General features: G+C 52.0%; 20 protein-coding genes. All 20 read left to right on the top strand.

Annotation, left to right across the window (positions count from 1 at the left end; genetic code table 11):
* Positions 1-94 precede the first annotated feature (94 nt).
* Positions 95-1,384, top strand: a complete 1,290-nt coding sequence (locus tag HFP08_RS27105; protein ID WP_168123767.1) for a LysM peptidoglycan-binding domain-containing protein — start codon at positions 95-97, stop codon at positions 1,382-1,384.
* A gap of 398 nt (positions 1,385-1,782) precedes the next feature.
* Positions 1,783-4,425 (top strand): valine--tRNA ligase, encoded by a 2,643-nt coding sequence (locus tag HFP08_RS27100; protein ID WP_168123766.1) that lies wholly within the window; start codon positions 1,783-1,785, stop codon positions 4,423-4,425.
* 25 nt (positions 4,426-4,450) lie between these two features.
* Positions 4,451-5,845 (top strand): bifunctional folylpolyglutamate synthase/dihydrofolate synthase, encoded by a 1,395-nt coding sequence (locus HFP08_RS27095; RefSeq protein ID WP_481856626.1) that lies wholly within the window; start codon positions 4,451-4,453, stop codon positions 5,843-5,845.
* Between the two features lie 7 nt (positions 5,846-5,852).
* Entirely contained in the window at positions 5,853-7,262 is a 1,410-nt protein-coding gene (murC, locus tag HFP08_RS27090; protein WP_168123765.1) for a UDP-N-acetylmuramate--L-alanine ligase, read from the top strand.
* 147 nt (positions 7,263-7,409) lie between these two features.
* A complete protein-coding gene (locus HFP08_RS27085; RefSeq protein ID WP_168123764.1) occupies positions 7,410-8,708 on the top strand; it encodes a hypothetical protein in 1,299 nt (432 codons plus the stop codon).
* A gap of 61 nt (positions 8,709-8,769) precedes the next feature.
* The gene (locus HFP08_RS27080; RefSeq protein ID WP_168123763.1) at positions 8,770-9,012 is read left to right on the top strand and encodes a DUF4321 domain-containing protein; all 243 of its coding nucleotides are present in this window, start codon (positions 8,770-8,772) and stop codon (positions 9,010-9,012) included.
* A gap of 42 nt (positions 9,013-9,054) precedes the next feature.
* Complete coding sequence (locus HFP08_RS27075; protein ID WP_168123762.1) at positions 9,055-9,687, top strand: Maf family protein; 633 nt, start codon at positions 9,055-9,057, stop codon at positions 9,685-9,687.
* A gap of 58 nt (positions 9,688-9,745) precedes the next feature.
* Positions 9,746-10,435 carry a RadC family protein gene (gene radC, locus HFP08_RS27070; protein ID WP_168123761.1) on the top strand — a complete coding sequence of 230 codons (690 nt, stop codon included), beginning with the start codon at positions 9,746-9,748 and terminating at the stop codon, positions 10,433-10,435.
* A 40-nt stretch (positions 10,436-10,475) separates the two neighbouring features.
* Positions 10,476-11,510 (top strand): rod shape-determining protein, encoded by a 1,035-nt coding sequence (locus HFP08_RS27065; protein WP_168123760.1) that lies wholly within the window; start codon positions 10,476-10,478, stop codon positions 11,508-11,510.
* 250 nt (positions 11,511-11,760) lie between these two features.
* Complete coding sequence (mreC, locus tag HFP08_RS27060; protein ID WP_168123759.1) at positions 11,761-12,624, top strand: rod shape-determining protein MreC; 864 nt, start codon at positions 11,761-11,763, stop codon at positions 12,622-12,624.
* The gene (gene mreD / locus HFP08_RS27055; protein ID WP_168123758.1) at positions 12,621-13,145 is read left to right on the top strand and encodes a rod shape-determining protein MreD; all 525 of its coding nucleotides are present in this window, start codon (positions 12,621-12,623) and stop codon (positions 13,143-13,145) included. Before mreC ends, mreD begins: the two co-directional genes overlap by 4 nt.
* A gap of 87 nt (positions 13,146-13,232) precedes the next feature.
* The gene (locus HFP08_RS27050) at positions 13,233-13,871 is read left to right on the top strand and encodes a septum site-determining protein MinC (protein ID WP_240941908.1); all 639 of its coding nucleotides are present in this window, start codon (positions 13,233-13,235) and stop codon (positions 13,869-13,871) included.
* A 3-nt stretch (positions 13,872-13,874) separates the two neighbouring features.
* Positions 13,875-14,666, top strand: coding sequence for a septum site-determining protein MinD (gene minD, locus HFP08_RS27045; RefSeq protein WP_168123756.1), 792 nt, complete (start codon positions 13,875-13,877; stop codon positions 14,664-14,666).
* Positions 14,667-14,673: 7 nt separating this feature from the next.
* Positions 14,674-15,825: an FtsW/RodA/SpoVE family cell cycle protein gene (locus HFP08_RS27040; protein WP_168123755.1), complete on the top strand. Its 1,152-nt coding sequence runs from the start codon at positions 14,674-14,676 to the stop codon at positions 15,823-15,825.
* Between the two features lie 267 nt (positions 15,826-16,092).
* Positions 16,093-17,082 (top strand): M23 family metallopeptidase, encoded by a 990-nt coding sequence (locus tag HFP08_RS27035; protein ID WP_168123754.1) that lies wholly within the window; start codon positions 16,093-16,095, stop codon positions 17,080-17,082.
* Positions 17,075-17,956 (top strand): M50 family metallopeptidase, encoded by an 882-nt coding sequence (locus tag HFP08_RS27030; protein ID WP_168123753.1) that lies wholly within the window; start codon positions 17,075-17,077, stop codon positions 17,954-17,956. Before HFP08_RS27035 ends, HFP08_RS27030 begins: the two co-directional genes overlap by 8 nt.
* A gap of 41 nt (positions 17,957-17,997) precedes the next feature.
* Positions 17,998-19,239, top strand: a complete 1,242-nt coding sequence (locus HFP08_RS27025; RefSeq protein WP_168123752.1) for an Rne/Rng family ribonuclease — start codon at positions 17,998-18,000, stop codon at positions 19,237-19,239.
* 391 nt (positions 19,240-19,630) lie between these two features.
* Positions 19,631-19,942, top strand: coding sequence for a 50S ribosomal protein L21 (gene rplU / locus HFP08_RS27020; RefSeq protein ID WP_168123751.1), 312 nt, complete (start codon positions 19,631-19,633; stop codon positions 19,940-19,942).
* Between the two features lie 12 nt (positions 19,943-19,954).
* Positions 19,955-20,290: a ribosomal-processing cysteine protease Prp gene (locus HFP08_RS27015; RefSeq protein ID WP_168123750.1), complete on the top strand. Its 336-nt coding sequence runs from the start codon at positions 19,955-19,957 to the stop codon at positions 20,288-20,290.
* Between the two features lie 39 nt (positions 20,291-20,329).
* Entirely contained in the window at positions 20,330-20,641 is a 312-nt protein-coding gene (rpmA, locus tag HFP08_RS27010) for a 50S ribosomal protein L27 (protein ID WP_168123749.1), read from the top strand.
* Positions 20,642-21,212: the final 571 nt, after the last annotated feature.

Genomic DNA, 21,212 nt, shown 5'->3' with positions numbered 1-21,212 from the left:
AAAAGACAGTCATGCTCCCGCCTCTTATCCCATATAGATAAGTAATGAATGTAGCTTTGACCAAGCATTCAGTATAGGAAGGGAGGACTTTGGCATGTCTAATCAGACGAACGGATTGCGGTTTGACGTTTATGAAAGAGTTCATCTGCCGGATGATGTCGCAGCAATAGATGAGCTTGAGGAAATTGAACTTGTGCCCCGCATTCAAGTCATTGACCAGGGGGATCAGGCCATTCTAAGAGGACAGCTGCTGCTAAGCGGAGTCTATAGGAGCCAATCTGCCGCAACGGGGCCGCTTACGCTCGAGCACTGGATACCGGTAGAAATATCGCTTCCGATGAACCGGGTTGCGCGGCTGGACGATATCTCGATCGAAATCGATAATTTCGACGTGGATTTGCTGTCGGCGCGGACTCTCAACATTACTGGCGTTCTGTCGTTAAGAGGCATTTCGGCCGAATCGAGCGCGGAACAGCCTCTTGAATGGGAGGAGGAGCCGTTCACGGCCGTTCATGAGAGAGAGGTTCGGGAGCAGGAGAACATCGAGGAGCAGCAGACCGGGAGCGAAGCCGGGTCGCTTGCCGATGAAGCGCTGCAATCCGCTTATGAGGCAGAAGCGAACGAGGCGCTCAGCCGTCTGGAGAAGGAACAAGCCTACATAGCCGATGAAACGACAGGCGAGCAGTTCCAGTCCGGGGAGCAGACTGAGCCTTCTTACGAATCTGCTCTCGAGAGCGCGAGGCAGCAGTGGAGCTTGCCGACGCAGCAGTCATTTGCTCCATCCCAGCAAGCGGAGGAGCAAGAGTCGATGGAGAGCGGAGGTCAAGATTTCTTAACCTCGAACAGGGAAACTGATCAGCAAATTCCGAGCGGTCAGGAGACGGACTCTTCCCCGATTGAAGCGTTGCGCGCAGCGGAAGCGGAGGCGGAAGCTGTTGCGGAAGAGCGGCTGAACGCCGAGCTGGGAGAGGCGGCGCGCCAAGAGGAGCAGCCTCCGATCAGGCAAGAGGTGCAGATTGCGTTTTCAGGCAAGTCCGCTTCGCCGAGCGAGGATGAATCGGGACTCGGCTTCCGCTCCATTCTTCAATCCAGCAAACGCGAACAAGCGGCCAGAGTCGCGGCAGAGGAAGTTGTCTCCCAGCAACAGGAGCTCGATTCGGCTCGGGAGCAAACGATTGAGGAAGAAATCGAATGGAAGAAGCTGTTCCTCAGCAAACAGGCAGACGAGAATGAGTTTCGTAAAATCAGGATGTGTATTGTGCAGAAGGAAGAAACACTGGAGCAGATCGCGCTGCGTTACAGTATAAATCCGAGGGAGCTTCTCGTTCATAACGGCCTTCATGAATCTTCCGTGGAGGAAGGGCAGCTGCTTTATATTCCTTAAATGATTGTTCCAAGCCCAATTATTACGAATTAACCAGGATTATCAGCTTGCGCAGTTGACTCTTCCCGCCAACAACGGTATGATTGCACATAGATAGGTGTCAATAACGTTGAAGGGAAAGAGTGTGCAGCGCGCCTTAAGAGAGTGGAACCGCCTACGCTGAGAGGTTCCATAGGAATGAACTGCATGCGGGTCGTCCTGGAGTTGCCTGAATGAGCGGATGTTTTCTAGTCCTTAGTTCCGGCCGGCAGCAGCCGTTAATTGTATGGAGTGCCGCTTCTGCTTATGCAGCAGGCGGAACAAAGGTGGTACCGCGGAAGCAATGCCTTTCGTCCTTTATTACAGGGGCGAAAGGTTTTTTTGTATGTCATTTATCTTGCACATGGAGGATGAAATAAATGTCTGAACAACAAACAAAGCAAAGCATGCCTTCTACTTATGATCCAAAGGCGGCGGAGCAGAAATGGTATGACTATTGGATCAAAGGAAATTATTTCGCTGCCGGGAAACGTCCGGACGCGGAGCCGTATACGATCGTTATTCCGCCGCCGAACGTAACGGGCATGCTTCATATCGGGCATGCTCTCGACTTCACGCTGCAGGATGTGCTCATTCGCGCGAAGAGGATGCAAGGCTATGACGCCTTGTGGCTGCCGGGAACCGATCATGCCGGAATCGCCACGCAGACGAAGGTGGAGCAGAAGCTGCGCGAGCAAGGGCAAACCAGACATGATTTGGGACGCGAGGCGTTTCTGGAGAAGGTGTGGGATTGGAAGGAGCAATATGCGGACACCATCCGCGAGCAATGGGCGAAGATGGGATTGTCGCTGGATTATACAAGAGAGAGATTCACACTGGATGAAGGCTTGTCCAAGGCTGTTCGCGAAGTATTCGTCAAGCTCTACGAGAAGGGCCTGATCTATCGCGGCAAGAAAATTATTAACTGGGATCCGGCTGCCCGCACCGCGCTCTCCGACATTGAGGTGGAATACAAGGAACTCAGCGGCCACTTGTATCATCTGAAGTATCCGCTGAAGGACGGCTCAGGCTTCATCACGGTCGCCACGACGCGCCCGGAGACGATGCTGGGAGACACTGCGGTTGCGGTTCACCCCGAGGATGAACGTTACAAGCATCTGATCGGCTCCATGCTTCTGTTGCCGATTGTGAACAGGGAAATTCCGATCATTGCCGACGAATACGTCGAGAAGGAGTTCGGTTCCGGCGCGGTGAAGATTACGCCAGCGCATGATCCTAACGACTTCGAGGTTGGCGAGCGGCATCAGCTCGAACAAATTATCGTGATGGACGAATCCGGCGTGATGAACGAGGAAGCGGGTCCTTATCAAGGGATGGATCGCTTTGAATGCCGCAAGAAGCTGGTGAAGGATTTGCAGGAGGGAGGCATTTGCGTCTCGATTGAGGATCATGTGCATCAGGTCGGCCACAGCGAGCGCAGCGGCGCCGTTGTCGAGCCCTACTTGTCCACGCAATGGTTCGTTGCGATGAAGCCGCTGGCTGAGGCGGCGATCAAAGCGCAGAAGGAAGGCAAGGGCGTGCAGTTCGTGCCGGACCGCTTCGAGAAAATCTATCTCAATTGGATTGAGAATGTACGCGATTGGTGCATCTCCAGGCAGCTGTGGTGGGGACATCGCATTCCGGCTTGGTATGATGACGCGACAGGCGACATTCATGTTTCGAGAGAAGATCTGGACGGAGACCATCTGCGTCAGGACGGCGATGTGCTCGATACCTGGTTCAGCTCGGCGCTATGGCCGTTCTCCACGCTCGGCTGGCCGGATGAAACCAACGACTTGAAACGCTATTACCCGACCGACGTGCTCGTGACGGGCTATGACATCATCTATTTCTGGGTGGCGCGGATGATCTTCACAGCCCTTGAATTTACAGATGAAATGCCATTCAAAGACGTGCTGCTTCATGGACTTGTCCGCGACAAGGATGGACAGAAGATGTCGAAGTCGCTCGGCAACGGCGTTGACCCGCTTGAGGTTATCGAGCAATACGGCGCGGATGCGATGCGCTTCATGATTTCGACGGGCAGCACGCCGGGGCAGGATCTCCGCTTTCGTTACGAAAAGGTGGAGCAGGCACGCAACTTCGCCAATAAAATCTGGAACGCATCGCGCTTCGCGCTGATGAATTTGGAGGGCTTCCGATACGAGCAAATCGCGCTTGACGGCAAGCTTGGTACGGCCGACCGCTGGATTCTCCATCGTTTGAACGAGACTGTCAAGGATGTGACTCGTCTCATTGACAGCTACGAATTCGGGGAAACCGGGCGCGTGCTGTACAATTTCATCTGGGATGATCTTTGCGATTGGTACATTGAATTCTCCAAGCTGAGCCTGAACGGCAGCGACGAAGCAGCCAGGCTTGCGACGCAATCGGTCCTGTCCTATGTACTGGACCGGACGCAGCGGCTTATTCACCCGTTCATGCCGTTCATCAGCGAGGAAATCTGGCAGCATCTTCCGCATGAAGGCGATACGATTACGCTTGCGGCATGGCCGACTTATGACGCCAAGCTCGAAGCGCCGGATGCGGTGAAGGAAATGGAGCTGCTCATGGATATTATTCGCGCGGTTCGGAATATCCGGAGCGAGGTGAATGTGCCGATGAGCAAGAAGATCGAGCTGCTCATCAAGCCTTCCGGAGCTGCTGAAGCGGCAATCCTGGTTCGCAATGAAGAGTTTATCAAACGCTTCTGCGCTACATCCAGGCTGGAATGCTCGGAGGCGATGGCTGCGCCGGAGAAGGCGATGACCGCAATCGTCACCGGAGCGGAGCTGTACCTGCCTCTTGCGGGCTTGATCGATATTTCTCAAGAAATCGCTCGTCTGGAGAAGGAAGTGAAGCATCTGAACGCAGAGGTGGAGCGCGTGGAGAAGAAGCTGGCGAATCAGGGATTCGTGGCGAAGGCTCCGGCGCATGTGATCGAGGAAGAACGAGCCAAGATGAATGACTATGGCGACAAACGCGGTAAAGTGCTTGCCCGAATCGCGGAGCTGCGAGGATAATCCAGATGGAGGAAGGTAGGAAGCTATGACAGACTCAAACAATCAAGAAATGACGCAGCATTCTTCCTCTTCGCTGCCGGATTATGGATCCGCGGTAGACTGGATTACCGGATTAGTGCCGTTCGGCATCCGTCCCGGGCTTGATCGCATCCACGAATTGATGGAGCGGCTCGGCAATCCGCATCGGAGATTGAAATTCATCCATGTCGCCGGTACGAACGGCAAAGGCTCCACTTGTTCGTTTCTGACGAATGTGCTCGTAAGAGGCGGGTACGATGTGGGCACGTTCACCTCGCCGTATATTACGAAATTCACTAATCGTTTCCAGTACAACGGACATGATATTGAAGAGGAGGATCTGCTTCGCCTCGCGAATAAGCTGAAGCCTCATGTTGAAGCTATCGCCAAGACGGAGTTGGGTTCGCCTACTATGTTCGAGGTGTCGACGGCGCTGGCCATTCTCTATTTCGGGACGGTCGTCTATCCTGACTATGTGGTTTGGGAAACGGGACTCGGAGGGCGCCTGGACGTGACGAATATCGTGTATCCCGTCATGTCCATCATTACGAATGTCGGGCATGACCATATGGATCGCCTTGGGCCTACTCTTGAGGCAATAGCAGCGGAGAAGGCTGGAATTATCAAGCCGGGTATACCCGTTGTCAGCGCTGCAGCCCAGCCTGAGGTAATCGAGGTCATTCGGAGGAAAGCGCAGGAGACCGGAAGCTCCTTCTATTTGCTGGGCGAGCAATTCAAAACCTCTGTTCAGTCTGTGAGGGAGGATGAGCAGATCTTCACCTTCGAGGGATTGTTCCGAACGATTGAAGGGCTCTCCATCAAGCTTAACGGCGCTCATCAACTTGAGAACGCGGCTGTAGCGATTATGGCGCTTGAAGTATTGCGACAGTATCAGGCCATGATTATCGAGGATGATGCGCTGAGAGAAGGGTTGATGCAGACCGAATGGCCCGGCAGACTCGAGATGGTGCAGAAGGAGCCTCGCATTCTGATCGACGGCGCGCATAATCCCGAAGGCGCTTCGATGCTTGCCGACGCGCTTCGGAACGTCTATCACTACGGTCGTCTGCATCTTATGATCGGGATGCTCGAGAATAAGAATCATGAAGCTACTATTAAGCATATACTACCACTAGTGGATACGCTGATTGTGACAGAAGCCGATTACCATATGAAGCTGAATGCGGAAGCGTTAGGCGAATTGATTGGGAGAATGCGCGAGCAAAGCGATGAAAGCAAGCCTTTCGAATTGATTGTCGAGAAGGATTGGAAGCAGGCATTGAACAAATTACAACAGTTAACCGAGGGCAATGACCTTGGGGTCGTGACGGGGACGCTTTATCTGATCGCTGACGTGCGCTCCCGCCTATTGTATAACTCGGATTCTGAAAAAGGTTGGTGAACCGTCTTTGAATACAGCAGAACATGTTCATTTCATCGGCATCGGCGGTTACGGGATGAGTGCCATTGCAAGAGTTATGCTGGAGATGGGCTATAAAGTAACGGGATCGGATGTCGCCAGGCAGGAATTAACGGAGAAGCTGGCTGCCAACGGGGCAGGCATCTTCATCGGCCACGAACCGGGTCATGTGAAGGGCGCGGATCTGGTTGTCTATTCGACGGCGCTGACAAACGATAATGTGGAGAGAAAGGCGGCCGAAGAGCTCAACATTCCGGTTCTCCACAGATCGCAAATGTTGGCAAGATTAATGAATGCAGGCAAAGGCGTAGCCGTCGCCGGCGCGCATGGCAAGACGACGACATCCTCGATGATTGCGCTGGTGATGGAAGCCTGCGGCGCAGATCCAACCTACATCATCGGCGGAGAAATTGTCAATGTCGGAACGAACGCGAAAGCGGGCAAAGGGGAGTACGTCGTTGCCGAAGCGGATGAAAGCGACGGTTCCTTCCTTCAGTATCATCCAAGCATTGCCATCGTAACGAATATCGAACCCGATCATTTGGAAAATTATGATGGAGATTTCGAGAAGCTGAAATCCGCCTATGTTCAATTTCTGCAGCAGGTGAAGGATGGCGGGAAGGCGATTGTATGCTGTGATGACGAAACGGTCAGGGAATTGCTGCCAAAAATTTATGAAGGCGAATCCGATAACCGCAAGTCGCAGTTGATTTCGTACAGCGTCGAGCAGGAAGCGACCTACAAAGCGGATCGCATCGTGCTTGGAGATCGCAAGGTTTCCTTCGATATGAATCATGAAGGCGTGCTTCTCGGCAATATCGAGCTGTCCGTGCCGGGCTTGCATAATGTGTACAATGCCATGGCTACGGTCATTACCTGCCTCGAGGCCGGCTTGTCCTTCGATACGGTCAAAGCTGCAATCAAAACCTTCAGAGGGGCGAAGCGGCGCTTCCAGGTTCTCGGCGAAGTGAACAACATCCTTGTCATTGACGATTACGCTCATCATCCAACCGAGATTCAGGCGACGATCAGCGCGGCCAAGGCGACGGGAAAACGGATTATCGCTGTTTTTCAGCCGCAGCGTTACACACGAACCTTCTTCTTGTTCGAGCAGTTCAGCAAAGCTTTCCCGAATGCCGATCAAGTCATTATTACCGATATATACTCACCGGCAGGGGAGAAGCAAATTGAAGGCGTATCCTCGAGCAAGCTTGTAGAGCTGATACGCAGCAATAGTCATGCGAGCGCCGAATATATCGCAAAGAAGGAAGATGTGCTCGAAGCGCTGAAAGAACGGGTAGCTCCCGGCGATCTTGTCATCACAATGGGGGCCGGGGATATTTGGAAAGTTGCGGATGGGCTTGCGAAAGCTCTCGAGGAGCAATATGCCGATTCATAAGGGATTCCTGCGATTGGATTCCTATGCCAAACGAACAGAGCAGACTTCGCGAAGTCTGCTCTGTTCGCGTTTCTTCTACTAATTCGTCATATCTCTCAGATATCGTTCATAGACTAATAGCAAATGCTAGATGAAGGAGAGAGACATATGACGCCAAAAAACCGAATTACCTATCGATTTGACCATACAGGCCGGGTCTTCCAAGGAGAAGTGACGAAGGAGCCGACTGTTTTCATAGAACGGAAAACGGAGCAGGCGGCGGCCGCCAAGGTCGTGCCGTTCAATCGGGATCGAGAGCCGGAAATAGAGCGGGAAGAGTCTCAAGGAGAAGAGAAGCCTTGGGAAGGCCCCGTCCAAGAAGATATAGGCGCCTTGGAGCAGCTTATTAGAGACGCGAAGGATACGGCAATCCGCACGACGGGGGCGGGATCGAGGTATGTTGAGAAAAACGAGGAATCCCGCGGTTTCTATAATACGGAAGCCGACCATTATCCGGAAATAGCTTATGCGGACGCGGAACAGCTTGGGGAGGGCAGGAAGGGTCCTTCCTGGATGCAAGTGTTCTTCTCGGTCGCGGGAGCGCTGGCGACAGGCGCATTGTTCGGCTATTTCATTCTGACTTTGTTCACGGGAGCCTCCCTCTGGCCGATGAATCCATCGAATGGCTCCGCGGATCCGTCCAATGCCGATGTTGCCGACGCAGTCGATTCCGGCAAAGGGGATTCCAAACCGGCAAGCGCAACGGACGAGAATAACGATGGGGCGGCAGCCATCGATGATGCCGGTGGACAAACGGCCGTCCAAGTCTCCGGGACGGTTAGCCTGGAAGCCGAGAGCTATCCTTATTTCATGCTTCAGTACGGCGTGTTCAGCAACGCTGAAGGAAGGGATTTGGCGCTCCAACAATTGTCCGCCAAGGGCTTGCCGGGAGCGGCTTATCAGACCGGGAAAGACTACCGCGTTTATGCAGGAATTACAGGGGATGAAAGCAAGACGGCAGTGCTTGGCAGCCGCATGCCGGGACTTGAGGTCTATAAGAAGAAGATTGTCGTCAGCACGCCGGACGAATTTCCTTACAACGGAGCTGTCTCCGATGTCAGCGGTTTTATCGCCGGTACGAATCAATTGATCGGCAGTTGGGTTTCGTTGATTACGGCACAACTAGAGCTAACGCCGTTCACTCCGATCGGTGAATCGGCTACGGAGGCCTGGCAGAAAAGCTTTGAAACATGGAAGGCCGATTTCTCGGAGATAAAGTCGGGAATGAGCGACAAGAGCGGCGATACTGCCTTGACTCGTCTTGGCTCGGCCATGAATGGGGCTGCTGCGGCGATGGTCGAATATAACAAGAAGGCATCCGGTTCGGAGCTGTGGTCCGCGCAAACCTCGATCATGAACGCGGTGCTTATTCAAAAAGAATGGTTTGAGTCTATGAGCACATTGTAAACGGCTCTCAACCTGCGTATAATAGAATCATGTGTCAAATCATGACGAAAGGGATTAGACGATGAAGAAAAACGGATGGATCCTTTTCTTGTTTCTTGTACTGGGTCTAATCGCCGGCGCGCTCGTAGCCAGATGGCTGGATTCCGTGCCCGGACTTACCTTTCTCACAAGATCAATTGAAACAACCTGGACGCCCTCATTCGATTTATACGTTCTTACATTCAGCATGAATTTGACTTTGCAGCTTAGCTTATGCAGCATTATCGGAGCCGCTGCGGCAATTTGGCTGTACCGCAAGGTATAATGAAGCTGCTTCTGCAGCAGGAATGAAGGAGAAGAAGGAAGAATGAACAACCGAATATGTGAAAACGAATCGATTAGCCGTTTCGTATTGGCTTCTTCGTCGCCGCGCCGGAAGGAACTGGTCGCATCTCTGGACCTTTCCTTGCCGGTTTCTATTTTGTCTACGAATGCGGACGAGACCATCGAAGAACATTGGTCGCCTGGGGAAGCCGTTGAACAGCTGAGCCTTCGCAAAGCGATGGCGGCGAAAGAGAGACTTGCGCAATCTGCGGAAGAATGGAGCAGCTCGCTTATTCTGGCGGCCGATACGGTCGTGGTGCTGGACAATGATATATTGGGCAAGCCCGGGAATGCTGACGATGCCTTGCGCATGCTGGCCTTGCTTCAAGGAAGAGAGCATGCGGTATATACAGGTGTCGCCCTGCTTCATGGCGGCACTGGCGAATACTGTCTCTCCCATGAGCGAACCTTCGTAACCATGAAGAATAACGGCAATGACATTCTTGAGCGGTACGTCGCTACGGGAGAGCCGATGGATAAGGCCGGTGCGTACGGCATTCAAGGCTTGGGCGCAACGCTGGTCGAAGGCATAAGAGGCTGTTATTTCAACGTGGTAGGGCTGCCGCTGTCCAGGCTGGCGGATATGCTTGTCCAATTTCGGATTTATGTCATTTGAAGCGAATGTAAATACAGGAAACGGTTACTATAATGGGAAGAAAAGGCGGTAGAGGGACATGGAAACGCAAATAAGCACCTTGCGTGAAGTTCCCCATGAAGAACGACCAAGAGAGCGCATGATGAGATATGGGGCAGAATCGCTTAGTCACGCAGAACTATTGGCCATATTGCTGCGAACGGGAACGCAGCGGCAATCCGCTGTCCATTTGGCAGGGTCTATCTTGAAGCAATGCGGAAATCTGCGCAATCTGATGGATATGAGCATGGAGGAGCTGACTTCGATTAGAGGCATCGGTCCTGCGAAGGCGCTTCAGCTGCGTGCGGGCATCGAGCTTGGCAGAAGGATTACCAGAAGCCGTCTGGATGATACCGTCACGGTTCGCAGACCGAAGGATGCAGCCGATTATGTGATGGAAGAGCTTCGATACTTGAAGAAAGAGCATTTCGTCGTGCTGTTCCTCGATACCAAAAATCATATTATTGCCCGGGAAACATTATCCGTCGGCACACTCAATGCATCCCTCGTTCATCCCAGGGAAGTGTTCAGGGCGGCGATAAAATGCAGCAGCGCGTCGATTATTTGCGCGCATAATCATCCCAGCGGAGATCCTGCCCCCAGTCCTGAGGACATCATGCTCACGAAAAGACTGGCGGAGGCCGGTCAATTGGTCGGCATCGAGGTGCTCGATCACTTGGTCATCGGCGATGGCCGCTTTATTAGTTTGAAGGAACAAGGACATCTGTAATATAATAAGAAAGATTGTGCAAGGAGAAGGGAGCAAGAACATGTTTGGTGGATTTTCGAAGGATTTGGGCATTGATTTGGGCACGGCGAATACGCTCGTGTATGTGAAGGGCAAAGGAATCGTTGTCAGAGAACCCTCTGTGGTTGCTTTAAATACAGATACGAAAACAATCGAGGCGGTCGGCGAACAGGCGAAGCGGATGATTGGCAGAACGCCGGGCAATATTCGCGCGGTCAGACCGATGAAGGACGGCGTAATCGCGGATTTCGAAACGACCGCGACAATGATCAAGCATTTCATCCGTTCCGCGCAGAAGCAGCGCTCGCTATTCCCAAGGCATCCTTATGTCATGGTGTGCGTGCCATGCGGCATTACGGCCGTCGAGCAGAGAGCGGTAAAGGATGCCGCGAAACAGGCGGGCGCGCGCGATGCGCATACGATCGAGGAGCCGTTCGCAGCGGCGATAGGTGCGGATCTGCCTGTATGGGAGCCGACCGGCAGCATGGTCGTCGATATCGGCGGAGGCACAACGGAAGTGGCGGTTATTTCGCTTGGCGGCATTGTGACCAGCCGCTCGATTCGCATTGCGGGAGACGAGATGGATGAGGCGATAATTCAATACATCAAGCGGCTTTATAATCTCATGATCGGCGAAAGAACGGCCGAGCAGCTTAAGATGGAGATCGGCTCCGCATTGCCGCTGGAGCAAGCCGAGGTGCTTGAAATTCGCGGCCGCGATCTCGTATCCGGCTTGCCGAAGACGCTGCCGATCACATCGGATGAAATTACCGACGCGCTGCAGGATACCGTGAACGCGATCGTTGACGCGGTGAAGATTACGCTCGAGAAATGCCCGCCGGAGCTTTCCGCGGATATTATGGATCGCGGAATCGTTCTCACGGGAGGCGGGGCTCTGCTTCGCAATCTGGACAAGCTGCTGCAACGCGAAACCGGCATGCCCGTTATCGTAGCCGAAAATCCGCTGGACTGCGTGGCCATTGGAACGGGACGTTCTCTTGATCATATTCCAATGCTGAGCACCAGAGGCTCATCCTCCGGACGTTCGAAACGTTAAAGAGGATGTTCAAAAAGTCCAATTTCAATAACGAAGTAGAACTGTAAGTAGCTCGACATCGGATATTGAATTCAACCGAAAGTTCCGTTGCTCACGTAGTATCCACTACGTTCCGCTACTCACTTTCTAGTTTCATCCAATCTCCTCGATTCTTGAAACCGGGCTTTTTGAACTCGTATTTAAAGATAATGATACGGACTTTTTGAACTACCGCTCTAAGGACAGGCAGGTGATCTCGCTGTTAAATCTCATGAGAAATAAGCGTGTATTCATGCTTATGATCGGATTTATTCTCTTCATTGCGATTATCGGGTTCTCACTCAGCAAGCGCAGTGAGCTGACTTGGCCGGAGAAATTCGTGAAGGATACCGCCGGCTATGTGCAGCAATGGTTCTACAAGCCCGCCGGTTCAATAGCGGGCTTCTTCCAGGATATCAAGGATCTTCGGAATGTATACAAAGAAAACGAGGAGCTGCGCAGCATGGCGGCTGCTTATTCGCGCGACAAGCTTCAATATAATTTTGTGAAAAACGAGAACGAGCGATATAAGGAAGAGCTGCAATTCACCGAGCAGCAGAAGCAAATGTATAATTATAATTACTTGATCGCACAAGTCATCTCGATCAGCAATGATGCTTATAATCATACGATGAATATTAATCTTGGGAGCAAGCACGGCGTGAAGAAGAACATGGCCGTCACGACGGTGGACGGCCTGATCGGCTTGGTCAGCTCAGTTACGCCGTACACGGCGACCATTACGCCGATTACCGAGCTGAACGAAGCGTCGCCAACCTTCAATTCCATTGCGGCGACGATTCAAGGCCGCGAGGAGCATTCCTTTGGCATATTAAGCAGCTATGACAGAGAAACGGATCGCATCGTTATGACGAAGATTGCCGAGAACGACAAGATGGAGGTCGGCGATACCGTTATCACTTCCGGTCTCGGCAATGTGTATCCGAGAGGCATTCGCGTCGGAACCGTGGAGACGAAGCAGGTCGGCAACTTCGGCTTGACCTACACGGCAACCGTCAAGCTCTCTGCCAGCTTCGATCATCTGACCGAGGTGTTCGTCGTTCAGGTGCCGGAGATGGAGGGCGCTGAAGAATGAGCATGAACCGCTTTGTTCTATGCATGCTCGCTCTATTCGTCTTTGAAGGCTCAATTATGCCCTGGTTGATTCCGGGGAGCCTGGACGGAAGACTTATCCCGCACTTTATATTCGTCATTGTGATGCTGTCGGCGCTTTACGGCAATCGCCATCAGGCGCTGCTTTTCGGAGCGGGCTTCGGCTTGCTGCAGGATGTTGTTTATTATGGCAATCTCATGGGCGCACATTTTTTTATTATGGGGATAATTGGTTATTTTACTGGCGTGCTCCTGGAACGCAAGAGGGTTACTATTCTGATGGCGCTTACCGTTATCGGATTCGGGTGCATTCTCTATGACACTGCCCTCTATTTCATCTACAGCGTATTCCGCATTACGAACACGACCTATGCCTGGTCCTTGCTTCATCATATTCTTCCGAGCTTGTTCCTTCAATTGGCCTTTGCGCTGGCTTGTTATGTTCCTGTCAGGCATGTTCTCGTAGCGCAGGGCAAAGCCTCAGCAGAGAATGACGAAGAATAATTTGAATGGTACAAGCAGGATTTTGTTCCATTCAAGAAGAATTGAATAGGTTGGGGAGGGACGGCCGTGACCGAGAAGCAATATATAATGATTAAAGGCGTAAAGGAAGGTCTTCTGTTCCTTCTCGACGATACATGCAAATTCGAGACTCTGCTGGACGAATTGAAATATAAACTGGAGAAGACGCATCAACAGCTGCTGACGGGACCGCTTGTTCATATCTCAGTCAAGCTGGGATCACGATTAATAACGGAGGAGCAGAAGGAAAAGCTGTCCGCGATTATTCGGGCCCAGGGCAATCTGATGATCAGCTCGATTGAATCGGATGTTGCTCCGGCAATGAACAGCGTTCCAAGCAAGCTTCAGATGCTTACTTCCATAGTCCGTTCAGGTCAAACCCTGGAGCATGACGGGGATTTGTTCCTGATTGGAGATGTCAATCCCGGGGGATCGATTCTTTGCACCGGCGACATTTACGTGCTGGGGGCGCTCAGAGGCATGGCGCATGCCGGGATGAACGGAAGGAAGGATGCGATTATTGCGACCTCGCTGATGAGGCCGACGCAATTGCGCATTGCGGATATTGTCAGCAGGCCTCCGAATGAATGGCTTTCACAGGATTCAGCAATGGAATTCGCTTATTTAATAGAAGAGGAGATGCAGATTGACAAGCTTTCTCACCTGCATCGTTTCCGCAATAATCCAATACTTTTAAAGGGAGTGTAGAGCATGGGTGAAGCGATTGTTGTTACTTCTGGCAAAGGCGGGGTCGGCAAGACGACGACGTCCGCGAATGTAGGAACGGCGCTGGCGTTGCTTGGCAAGAAGGTTTGCATGGTCGATACGGATATCGGTCTTCGCAATCTGGATGTCGTCATGGGACTGGAGAATCGTATCATCTATGATTTGGTTGATGTGGCGGAAGGACGCTGCCGTCTGAATCAAGCTCTCGTGAAGGATAAGCGCTTTGACGAGCTGTATATGCTGCCGGCTGCCCAGACGAAGGACAAGGACGCCGTCAAGCCCGATCAAATTCGCAAAATGATTCAAGAACTCAAGCAGGAGCATGATTATGTCATAATCGATTGTCCGGCGGGCATTGAGCATGGTTTCCGCAACGCAATTGCGGGCGCGGATCGGGCAATCGTCATTACAACGCCCGAGAATGCGGCAGTAAGAGATGCGGATCGCGTAATCGGTTTGCTTGAAGGGGAGAAAATCCCCTCCAAGCTGATTATAAATCGTATTCGGCCTTCGATGATGAAGAACGGCGAGATGCTTGATATCGATGAGATATGCCAGGTGCTGGCCGTGGATTTGCTGGGCATTGTACCGGATGACGAGAAAGTAATCGCAGCAGCCAACAGCGGAGAGCCCACGGTTATGAACCCTTCTTCGAGGGCGGCCATGGCCTATCGCAATATTGCAAGGCGCATCCTTGGCGACATGGTTCCGCTTATGCTTCTTGACGAGAAATCCGGCGCTTTCAAGCGCTTCCGCAAGTTTCTTGGAATAGGATGATTGCTTTGTGCTGAATAAACTGAAAAAACTTGATTATGGGATTTTGCTTATTCTCGTCTGTCTCATGATCATTTCCGTTATTGTCATCAACAGCGCCACGGCCAATAACCCTCTCTATGCCAATAACGATATGAAGCAAGTTTTATTTTTCGGATTAGGCTTCTTTCTTGCGATAGTCGCGGTCATGTTCGATTATCGCATCGTGCTGAAGAGCTGGCATGTCTTATACGGCATTGGAGTGGCTCTTCTTGTTCTCGTCTACTTTTTCGGGGCGGAGATCAACGGCGCCAAGGGTTGGTTCAAGCTGCCGGGCGGCTATTTTTCCTTTCAGCCTGCCGAAATGATGAAGATTATTCTTATTATCGGCATTGCTTATCTCATGGGAAGAAGGCAAGGGGACAGACTGAACTTTTCTCAGGATCTTCTTACGATAGGAGCCTTCTCCTTCCTGCCGTTCATGCTTGTCATGATACAGCCCGATCTCGGCAATGCCATCATCTTTCTCGTTATTGTCATCGGCATGTTATGGATTGGCAATGTGAAATACCTTCATGTGGCGGTCGGTCTTACCGCTGTCTTGGCCGTTATCTTTCTTGCGGTGTTCCTGTTCAACACCTTCAGCACGGAAATTCAAGACTATCTGATCGAACAGAAGAAGGGGCATTGGTTCGATCGCATCAATACGTATATTCATCCCGAAGAAGCGAGCGCGGACGCCAAGCTTCAATCGGAGAATGCCAAAATCGCGATCGGATCGGGAGGCCTCAGCGGCGACGGCTATCTTAATGGCGATATGAAAAACGGCGGCTTCGTGCCTTATGCGTATTCGGATTCGATCTTCGTCGTCGTGGGCGAGGAGTTCGGCTTTCAGGGCGCCGCGATTTTGCTCTTGCTTTACTTCCTGCTTATCTACAGAATGATTATTATCGCTTTCAAATGTTATGACCGAAGGGCTTCCTATATTGTGATAGGCGTTGTGTCGATGTTCGTCTTCCAGGTATTCCAGAATATCGGAATGATGATCGGTCTGATGCCGATAACAGGCATTACACTGCCCTTCATCAGTTATGGAGGAACCTCTCTTATTCTGAACATGCTCTCTATCGGACTTGTATTCAGCATTAAAGCGCATCAAGAGGTGTACGAGCTCGCGGAGTAGGGGCCAGCATTCAAAACATGGATGCGAATTGAAAACAATTGAATGAGAACAGAGCACAGGCGTTGCCGATTGCAAGAGTCGATCTTGTTGGGCAACGTCTTTTCTCCGCGCAAGTGTCGTCTCATTCGCAATCCCGAGGTTAACGTAATGTTGCAAGCATGGGACTCGGGATGAGGCGAGCTTGCAGCTTGCTGTTGCATACTTGTCCGCCCCCGTTCATACAAATGTAAAGAAGATAGTGTTCAAAGAGGGCGGGGAGGCGTAAATATGGGCTTGCGGGATGATGTGAAGGAGCGCAGACAGGCCAAAATTCGAACGATCGTCGAGCGATACCATGATTCCGGCGGTGCGAGTCCGGGAAGAATACGGGAAATAGATGATTCGGCGAAAACGGAGAGAACGAAGTTGAATCAACGGCAGCCGGATACATCTTCGGCACAAGGCGGCTCCGAGCGCCGGGAAGACGATTTTCTATCCGCGCAGCATGAGCTGCAGATCGATCCCGAGCTGGCTTGGAAAAAAAATCCGAATCCATGGGCGTCATGGGATAAGGAGGATTGGAGCAAGAAGCCGCCGCGCAGCTATGTGGGCGCTCCTTACCCCGATAATGGTGAGTATGACAATCGGTCGACACAGTCAAGCGGCATGCGCATTTTCTTCAAAGAATTGAAGTGGAAGTTCCTCATCGCTTTGATTCTGTTCGCGGCAATATGGGGCATTTTCCGCGGCGATGAGGAGTGGGCAACGAAAGGACAAGGCATCATCCACCAAGCAATGAAGGATGAATTCGATTTCGAAGCCGCCGCGGCATGGTACGAGCAGCTGTTTTCGGGAGCTCCGTCCTTCATTCCCATCTTCCAGAATGACCGGAGAGACGCAGCCTTGGTGGACGGACAGGTCAAGCAGACAATCGTGACGCCGCTTCGGAACGGCTCGCTCCTTCGAACCTTTGCGGAGCTGCTGAACGGAATCGAGCTGGCAGGAGAGCCGGGGGCAGCGGTGTCCGCAGCGGAAACGGGCAGAGTCATTCAAGTATCGAAGGAGCAGGATACGGTCATTATTCAGCATGCAAACAATCGGGTAACCGTCTATGGCAAGCTTGGCGAAGCCAAGGTTCACGTGAATGACTGGGTCGAAGCCGGCGACGAAATCGGAAAGCTGCAGGAAGCGAACGAGAGCGGCGTTCCGGTGCTTTATTTTGCGGTGAAGCAAGATGATCAGTATATGGACCCGGTGGACGTGATTCCGTTTGATTAAGTGGCGCGGCATTGCATGGTCTGTGCATCCCTTGTTTATCATGGTTATGCTGGCTTCCCTATTGACCGGCTACTTCCCGGAGCTTCTGACGCTGTTCGTTATCGTCGTTGTGCATGAATTGGGACATGTGCTCGCGGCCAGAGCCTTCCGCTGGAAAGTGCTTGAGGTTAAACTTCTGCCCTTCGGCGGAGTAGCGGAAGTAGAGGATGCGGGCGGGATATCGGCGAAGGAAGAAGCGATCGTCGCGATTGCCGGTCCGCTTCAGAACGGATGGATGGCGCTGGCTGCGTGGGGGTGCGGAGCCGGAGGGCTGTGGGACGCCGCATGGGCGGAATATATCATTGAAGCGAATGTGATGCTGGCTTTGTTCAATCTGCTCCCGATTTATCCGCTTGACGGCGGCAAGCTGCTGCAAGCCCTGCTGAGCATACTGCTCAACTATTACAGAACGCTCGTATGGACGGCAAGGCTTAGCCTCCTGTTCAGCGCGGCAATGCTGGCGACGGCGATTGTTCCGCTTTTTCTTCAGGCGCATGGCTTGCAATTGAATGTATTGATCGTTGCGAGCTTCCTGTTCATGACGAACTGGACCTATCGGCGTCATATTCCTTATTTGTTTTATCGGTTTCTCATGCATCGCGAACGGTCGGCGGAGCTGGTCATTGATCGAGGCAAGGGGGTAACGCCGCTAATCGTCAGCGGCAAGCAGTCGATTCTGTCCGTCGCGCGCATGTTCAAGCGGGAGAAGGTCTATCTCGTCTACATGCTGGAGCATGCCCGGCAAGAGCTTCGGATGCTTCCCGAGCAGAGAATCGTCGAAGGCTGCTTGTCCGGCTCGAATCCAAATCGTGCAGTTCACGAGCTTTTCAGTTAAACTAGAGAAAAGTCGGCGGCGATTGGAGGCGAATTCGGGTTATGAAGCAAATGTTGGTGCATGTGGAAGGGAATTTGCTGCAAACGGCTGTTTTGCATGAGGGACAGCTCATTGATTTTTTCATGGAAAAATCAAGCGGAGGAAGCCTTGTCGGAAATATCTATAAAGGAAAAATCGTAAACGTGCTCCCGGGGATGGGGGCGGCTTTCGTCGATATCGGTCTTGGCAGAAACGCTTTCTTGTATATCGATGATCTGCTGCATCCCCATACGGACAAGCAGCCTCGCGAGAAACCTGCGATTCAGGATGTGGCGAAGCCGGGACAGGAGCTGCTTGTGCAGGTGGTGAAGGATCCGCTGGGCGGCAAGGGAGCGAGAGTGACGACGCATTACAACCTGCCGGGTCGTTATCTTGTTTATATGCCGCTTGCCGGTTATGTCGGCGTCTCAAAGAAGATTGCCGCGGAAGCCGAGAGGGAGAGACTTCGCCTGTTCGGCGAGGGAGCTCGAAGCGGGGAGGAAGGCATCATTCTGCGCACGGCGGCCGAGGGCGAGAATGAGGAAGCGCTTGGCCAGGATGCGAAGAAGCTTAGAGCGCTCTGGTATTCCATACTCGAGCGCGGCGGAACCGCCGGGGCGCCGGAGCTCATTCACAGCGAGGCGAGATTGCTGCATCGCATCATACGCGATTCCATGACTGATGCCGTCGATGAGGTGTGGATCGATCATAAGATCAGCTTTCAAGAAATGAAAGAGCTGCTCAGGGAGATGGCGCCGGCGCTGTCCCAGAGACTGCATCTGTATCAAGCGGAAAGCGGAATGGACCTCTTTCATCACTTTCATGTATCCGAGCAGCTTGAGGTTGCCTTCTCCAGACGGGTTCCCATGGCAAGCGGAGGTTATCTCGTCTGGGAGGAGACAGAAGCGCTGACGGTTGTCGATGTGAATACGGGAAGATTTACAGGCACTCATCATTTGGAGGATACCGTCTACCAGACGAACAGGGAAGCGGCGGAGCTGATCTCCAGACTGCTGCGTTTGCGCGATGTCGGCGGCATGGTCATCATTGATTTTATCGATATGGAGCAAGAGGAGAGCCGGCAGAGGATTCTGTCTCTCATGACGGAGGAAGCGAGCAAGGATGGCACGAAATGCACGATTGTCGGATGGACGAGACTCGGACTGATGGAGCTGACCCGCAAGAAGATGCGGGAGAACGCCATCAAGCAGCTTGGAGAGGATTGCCGTACCTGCGGTGGCACCGGCAAGCAGCCCAAGCCTTAGCAAATAGAAGTAGATTCCCAAAACGAAAATTTGTTTGGGATGGTTGTATTAGGCGAATGATTATGGTAAACTACTCGGGTGTATGTTTCTAATGTTTTATAATATGTGTTCAAAAAGATCAGTTTTCAGCACCGAGAAGGTTGTATGAAGCTAGAAAATGAGTAGCGGAGCGTAGTGAATACTACGTGAGCAACGGAAGTTTCGGCTGAATGCAAGATTCGATGTCGAATAGGCTTCTTGGTATACTTCGTGATCAAAAGTGGGCTTTTTGAACAACCTATAAGATTAGTGACGTACGGGTACCGCTCCGATAAGGTTTAAGTGCGGCTGGCATCATGCGCAGCAGCCACCTCTATTAGGCGAGTCTTCGAAAACAAGGAGGTGCAACCACATGTACGCAATTATTGAAACAGGCGGCAAGCAATACAAGGTTCAGGAAGGCGATGTAATCTACATCGAGAAGCTGGACGGCGGCGAAGGCGAAAGCGTAACTTTCGACCGTGTCCTGGCCGTAACCGGCAACGACGGCTTCGTATCCGGAACTCCGCTGGTAGCTGGAGCGACTGTAACTGGCAAAGTCGAAAAACACGGCAAAGGTCAGAAGATCATCGTCTACAAATACAAAGCGAAAAAGAACTACCGTCGCAAGCAAGGTCATCGTCAGCCTTACACAAAAGTAACAATCGAGAAAATCCAAGCGTAAGAGCGGATTTCCATGATTACGATTACGATTGTGCGGGGTGCTGACAAACGCGTCGCGTCATTCGCTGTCGAAGGACATGCCAAATACGCGAAGCCCGGCAAAGATATTGTCTGCGCCGGCGTATCGGCCGTATCGGTCGGCACGGTTAATTCCATTGAACAATTGACGGGCGTCAGGCTTCCGGCGGAGATGAAGAACGGCTGGCTGTCCTCGAGCATTCCGCTTTCGGCTCAGGCGGATACGGATGAGAGAGTGCAACTGCTGCTCGAATCGATGATCGTGATGCTGGACACTATTGCGAAATCATACGGCAAGCATGTGAGCTTGCGTGAGCACTATAACGAATAATGCTCCAATGAAGATATCTACAAGAAGGAGGGGTACACCATGTTGAAATTGAATCTGCAGCTATTCGCATCCAAGAAGGGTGTTGGTTCCACGAAGAACGGACGCGACTCCCGCTCGAAGCGCCTTGGCGCCAAACGCGCGGACGGTCAAACCGTATCCGGCGGAAGCATCCTGTATCGCCAACGCGGTACAAAGATTCATCCTGGAACGAATGTTGGCATTGGCAAAGACGATACGCTTTACGCTAAAGTGGACGGTGTCGTGAAGTTCGAGCGCTTCGGCCGCGATCGCAAGAAAGTGAGCGTATACCCTGTTGATCTGGCTCCGGTAGCAGCAGCAGTGGAAGCTTAAAACGTGAAAAGCCCCGGCCTGCTTTGCCAGGTCGGGGCTTTTGTTGTAATTATAGAATTTATAAGATTTCGGGTCATAGGAAATGACAAATAAAATCGTAATGTGCGTACGAGGCTGCTTTGAACTGCAAAGCTTTAGGTCGCCGACTCTGAAAGGCCGAAAGTATGGGGTTTGGGAGTAATTCCTGCAACTGTAACGGACTTTTTCGACCCTTAGAAGCTCTTTTTAGCCAGCGCAGATTTTTAACGGACATTTTCGCCTCTTAGCGGGTTAATCCCGTTGTTTTTTCGCTCGTTTGGTTGGCTAAGAGGATAAAAAGTCCGTTAGAGCAAGCGAGTGTTGGGAAACGGCGTCTAAGAGGACAAAAAGTCCGTTAGAACAGGTCGCTGCTTTCAAAGGACGCCATCAGGCGTTTTTCTTACCACATAAAAATTTATAAGTTTTCGGAGCCCGAACTTACAAATTCTAATTGGCGATAAAACATTCATGACGCCGCTCCGTCACCCCAATGTATGAAAATAACTGCTATTGCATGGCATGTGGTTTCCATGTTCTCAAATTCGTCAAGACT

This window comes from Paenibacillus sp. HB172176 (assembly GCF_011947265.1).
Classification (GTDB): Bacteria; Bacillota; Bacilli; order Paenibacillales; family Paenibacillaceae; genus Pristimantibacillus.
This window is presented reverse-complemented; position numbering and strand designations above follow the sequence as displayed.